Origin of the sequence: Paraburkholderia sp. GAS41 (assembly GCF_050436545.1) — a bacterium.
In the GTDB taxonomy this organism is placed as follows: domain Bacteria; phylum Pseudomonadota; class Gammaproteobacteria; order Burkholderiales; family Burkholderiaceae; genus Paraburkholderia.
Genome location: NZ_JBNDMK010000059.1, coordinates 1 through 5,517, shown reverse-complemented (window position 1 = coordinate 5,517; position 5,517 = coordinate 1). Strand labels below are relative to the sequence as shown.

Here is a 5,517-nt window from a genome sequence, read left to right as displayed (position 1 = left end):
GCAAAAGCGAAAGTATCAAGTCTCACACAGTAATGAAAGGAAAGGTTTTCCTGTTTTCGGACAGGATGATCAATCGTCAGTACGTTGAGTGAGCGACCGGTTCGTAACAGAACCGAAAACAGTAACAGGAATTGAACTGAAGAGTTTGATCCTGGCTCAGATTGAACGCTGGCGGCATGCCTTACACATGCAAGTCGAACGGCAGCACGGGGGCAACCCTGGTGGCGAGTGGCGAACGGGTGAGTAATACATCGGAACGTGTCCTGTAGTGGGGGATAGCCCGGCGAAAGCCGGATTAATACCGCATACGCTCTACGGAGGAAAGGGGGGGATCTTAGGACCTCCCGCTAGAGGGGCGGCCGATGGCAGATTAGCTAGTTGGTGGGGTAAAGGCCTACCAAGGCGACGATCTGTAGCTGGTCTGAGAGGACGACCAGCCACACTGGGACTGAGACACGGCCCAGACTCCTACGGGAGGCAGCAGTGGGGAATTTTGGACAATGGGCGAAAGCCTGATCCAGCAATGCCGCGTGTGTGAAGAAGGCCTTCGGGTTGTAAAGCACTTTTGTCCGGAAAGAAATCCTCTGCCCTAATATGGCGGGGGGATGACGGTACCGGAAGAATAAGCACCGGCTAACTACGTGCCAGCAGCCGCGGTAATACGTAGGGTGCAAGCGTTAATCGGAATTACTGGGCGTAAAGCGTGCGCAGGCGGTTCGCTAAGACAGATGTGAAATCCCCGGGCTTAACCTGGGAACTGCATTTGTGACTGGCGGGCTAGAGTATGGCAGAGGGGGGTAGAATTCCACGTGTAGCAGTGAAATGCGTAGAGATGTGGAGGAATACCGATGGCGAAGGCAGCCCCCTGGGCCAATACTGACGCTCATGCACGAAAGCGTGGGGAGCAAACAGGATTAGATACCCTGGTAGTCCACGCCCTAAACGATGTCAACTAGTTGTCGGGTCTTCATTGACTTGGTAACGTAGCTAACGCGTGAAGTTGACCGCCTGGGGAGTACGGTCGCAAGATTAAAACTCAAAGGAATTGACGGGGACCCGCACAAGCGGTGGATGATGTGGATTAATTCGATGCAACGCGAAAAACCTTACCTACCCTTGACATGGTCAGGACCCTGCTGAAAGGTGGGGGTGCCCGAAAGGGAACTGATACACAGGTGCTGCATGGCTGTCGTCAGCTCGTGTCGTGAGATGTTGGGTTAAGTCCCGCAACGAGCGCAACCCTTGTCCCTAGTTGCTACGCAAGAGCACTCTAGGGAGACTGCCGGTGACAAACCGGAGGAAGGTGGGGATGACGTCAAGTCCTCATGGCCCTTATGGGTAGGGCTTCACACGTCATACAATGGTCGGAACAGAGGGTCGCCAACCCGCGAGGGGGAGCCAATCCCAGAAAACCGATCGTAGTCCGGATCGCACTCTGCAACTCGAGTGCGTGAAGCTGGAATCGCTAGTAATCGCGGATCAGCATGCCGCGGTGAATACGTTCCCGGGTCTTGTACACACCGCCCGTCACACCATGGGAGTGGGTTTTACCAGAAGTGGCTAGTCTAACCGCAAGGAGGACGGTCACCACGGTAGGATTCATGACTGGGGTGAAGTCGTAACAAGGTAGCCGTATCGGAAGGTGCGGCTGGATCACCTCCTTTCTCGAGCTAAACGTGTCAATGCGTTGAGCGCTCACGCTTATCGGCTGTGAAATTGAAGACAGATACGCAGACAGGCTCAGGGGTCTGTAGCTCAGTCGGTTAGAGCACCGTCTTGATAAGGCGGGGGTCGATGGTTCGAATCCATCCAGACCCACCACTGTTTCTGCGGTGGCTGCGGCTGATCGATCAATCCGTGGGTCGTAGCGGACGGGTTATCTGTGCATGACTGGGGGATTAGCTCAGCTGGGAGAGCACCTGCTTTGCAAGCAGGGGGTCGTCGGTTCGATCCCGTCATCCTCCACCAATCTTCAATGCCAAGCGTTCACGCGGGTGAACATTTTGCATTGGCGATTGAGCCAGTCAGAGTGATACGTGGTTATAGCAACCGCGATATCGGCTGTCGTTCTTTAACAATCAGGAAGAAGTAGTAAAGAGATTCACGAAAGATCACCTGGAGATGGGTGATTGAGTAGGTGAATCAGGGTTGTGATTGTATCGAATGTATTTTTAAGTGATCGAAAGATTGCTTTGGAATACGGCGCAACACGAATACTCAACCTGTAATGTGTGAGTCTTGAAAGAGACGCACCCGTTATAGGGTCAAGCGAACAAGTGCATGTGGTGGATGCCTTGGCGATCACAGGCGATGAAGGACGCGGTAGCCTGCGAAAAGCTACGGGGAGCTGGCAAACGAGCTTTGATCCGTAGATGTCCGAATGGGGAAACCCACTCCGAATGGAGTATCCGCAGCTGAATACATAGGCTGTGCGAAGCGAACGCGGCGAACTGAAACATCTAAGTAGCCGCAGGAAAAGAAATCAACCGAGATTCCCAGAGTAGTGGCGAGCGAAATGGGACCAGCCTGTACTCTTTATCTTCATTGTTAGTCGAAGGCTCTGGAAAGTGCCGCCATAGCAGGTGATAGCCCTGTAGACGAAAACAGCGGGGAAGAACTGGGTGTACGACAAGTAGGGCGGGACACGTGAAATCCTGTCTGAAGATGGGGGGACCATCCTCCAAGGCTAAATACTCGTGATCGACCGATAGTGAACCAGTACCGTGAGGGAAAGGCGAAAAGAACCCCGGGAGGGGAGTGAAACAGATCCTGAAACCGCATGCATACAAACAGTCGGAGCCTCGCAAGGGGTGACGGCGTACCTTTTGTATAATGGGTCAGCGACTTACATTCAGTGGCAAGCTTAACCGATTAGGGCAGGCGTAGCGAAAGCGAGTCCGAACAGGGCGTTCAGTCGCTGGGTGTAGACCCGAAACCAGGTGATCTATCCATGGCCAGGATGAAGGTGCGGTAACACGTACTGGAGGTCCGAACCCACTAACGTTGAAAAGTTAGGGGATGAGCTGTGGATAGGGGTGAAAGGCTAAACAAACCTGGAAATAGCTGGTTCTCTCCGAAAACTATTTAGGTAGTGCCTCGTGTATCACCTTCGGGGGTAGAGCACTGTCATGGTTGAAGGGTCCATTGCGGATTACTTCGCCATAGCAAACTCCGAATACCGAAGAGTGCAATCACGGGAGACAGACATCGGGTGCTAACGTCCGGTGTCAAGAGGGAAACAACCCAGACCGCCAGCTAAGGTCCCCAAATATTGCTAAGTGGGAAACGAAGTGGGAAGGCTAAAACAGTCAGGAGGTTGGCTTAGAAGCAGCCATCCTTTAAAGAAAGCGTAATAGCTCACTGATCGAGTCGTCCTGCGCGGAAGATGTAACGGGGCTAAGCAATATACCGAAGCTGCGGATGCACATTTATGTGCATGGTAGGAGAGCGTTCCGTAAGCCTGCGAAGGTGCATTGAAAAGTGTGCTGGAGGTATCGGAAGTGCGAATGCTGACATGAGTAGCGATAAAGGGGGTGAAAGGCCCCCTCGCCGTAAGCCCAAGGTTTCCTACGCAACGTTCATCGGCGTAGGGTGAGTCGGCCCCTAAGGCGAGGCAGAAATGCGTAGCTGATGGGAAGCAGGTTAATATTCCTGCACCATTGTTAAATGCGATGGGGGGACGGATCGCGGAAGGTTGTCCGGGTGTTGGAAGTCCCGGTCCTTGCATTGGAGAAGGCGCTTTGGCAAATCCGGGCGCGGAATTCAAGGGTGTGAGGCGAGTCTCTCAGGAGACGAAGCAACTGGAAGTGGTTCCAAGAAAAGCCTCTAAGCTTCAGTTTAACAAGACCGTACCGCAAACCGACACAGGTGGGCGAGATGAGTATTCTAAGGCGCTTGAGAGAACTCGGGAGAAGGAACTCGGCAAATTGGTACCGTAACTTCGGGATAAGGTACGCCCCTGTAGCTTGACTGGCCTGCGCCAGAAGGGTGAAGGGGTTGCAATAAACTGGTGGCTGCGACTGTTTAATAAAAACACAGCACTCTGCAAACACGAAAGTGGACGTATAGGGTGTGACGCCTGCCCGGTGCCGGAAGATTAAATGATGGGGTGCAAGCTCTTGATTGAAGTCCCGGTAAACGGCGGCCGTAACTATAACGGTCCTAAGGTAGCGAAATTCCTTGTCGGGTAAGTTCCGACCTGCACGAATGGCGTAACGATGGCCACACTGTCTCCTCCCGAGACTCAGCGAAGTTGAAGTGTTTGTGATGATGCAATCTCCCCGCGGCTAGACGGAAAGACCCCATGAACCTTTACTGTAGCTTTGCATTGGACTTTGAACCGGTCTGTGTAGGATAGGTGGGAGGCTTTGAAGCGTGGACGCCAGTCTGCGTGGAGCCGACCTTGAAATACCACCCTGATCTGTTTGAGGTTCTAACCTTGGTCCGTTATCCGGACTGGGGACAGTGCATGGTAGGCAGTTTGACTGGGGCGGTCTCCTCCCAAAGTGTAACGGAGGAGTACGAAGGTACGCTAGGTACGGTCGGAAATCGTGCTGATAGTGCAATGGCATAAGCGTGCTTAACTGCGAGACCGACAAGTCGAGCAGGTGCGAAAGCAGGTCATAGTGATCCGGTGGTTCTGTATGGAAGGGCCATCGCTCAACGGATAAAAGGTACTCTGGGGATAACAGGCTGATACCGCCCAAGAGTTCATATCGACGGCGGTGTTTGGCACCTCGATGTCGGCTCATCTCATCCTGGGGCTGTAGCCGGTCCCAAGGGTATGGCTGTTCGCCATTTAAAGAGGTACGTGAGCTGGGTTTAAAACGTCGTGAGACAGTTTGGTCCCTATCTGCCGTGGGCGCTGGATATTTGAAGGGGGCTGCTCCTAGTACGAGAGGACCGGAGTGGACGAACCTCTGGTGTACCGGTTGTCACGCCAGTGGCATCGCCGGGTAGCTATGTTCGGAAGAGATAACCGCTGAAAGCATCTAAGCGGGAAACTCGCCTTAAGATGAGATATCCCCGGGGCTTCGAGCCCCTTGAAGGGTCGTTCAAGACCAGGACGTTGATAGGTCAGGTGTGGAAGCGCAGTAATGCGTTAAGCTAACTGATACTAATTGCCCGTAAGGCTTGATCCTATAACAGGTGTGTTTTGCGATCAGCGTCAGTGCTTCAGCACTTACGCGGATCCCACCCCCGAAGGGGGTACTCCGGAAGGGGGCAAGACAGCACACAGGTTGAGAGATCAGTGTTGTGCCGGAAACAACACAACTCCCCCTCTGGTGAGCATCACCAGAAACTACTTCTTCCAGATTGGTTGTGCCGCCCCCAAAGGCGACATGACAACAAGTCATGCCTGATGACCATAGCGAGTCGGTACCACCCCTTCCCATCCCGAACAGGACCGTGAAACGACTCCACGCCGATGATAGTGCGGATTACCCGTGTGAAAGTAGGTAATCGTCAGGCTCCCTAGCAGCAACAGAAACCCCACCCCACAAGGTGGGGTTTCTG

2 tRNA genes and 3 rRNA genes are annotated in these 5,517 nt (G+C 53.5%); all 5 read left to right on the top strand.

The features are described 5' to 3' along the window. Positions 1-133: 133 nt before the first annotated feature. The 5 genes from P3T43_RS35240 (at position 134) to rrf (ending at position 5,472) form a co-directional block, all read left to right on the top strand. Positions 134-1,664, top strand: a 16S ribosomal RNA gene (locus P3T43_RS35240). A gap of 80 nt (positions 1,665-1,744) precedes the next feature. After that, positions 1,745-1,821, top strand: a tRNA-Ile gene (locus tag P3T43_RS35235). Between the two features lie 71 nt (positions 1,822-1,892). Further along, positions 1,893-1,968 (top strand) — tRNA-Ala (locus tag P3T43_RS35230). A 294-nt stretch (positions 1,969-2,262) separates the two neighbouring features. Then, positions 2,263-5,141: ribosomal RNA gene (locus P3T43_RS35225) — 23S ribosomal RNA — on the top strand. A gap of 217 nt (positions 5,142-5,358) precedes the next feature. Continuing rightward, positions 5,359-5,472 (top strand): 5S ribosomal RNA (gene rrf / locus P3T43_RS35220). Together the 16S, 23S and 5S rRNA genes with 2 tRNA genes alongside form the textbook arrangement of a ribosomal RNA operon. Positions 5,473-5,517: the final 45 nt, after the last annotated feature.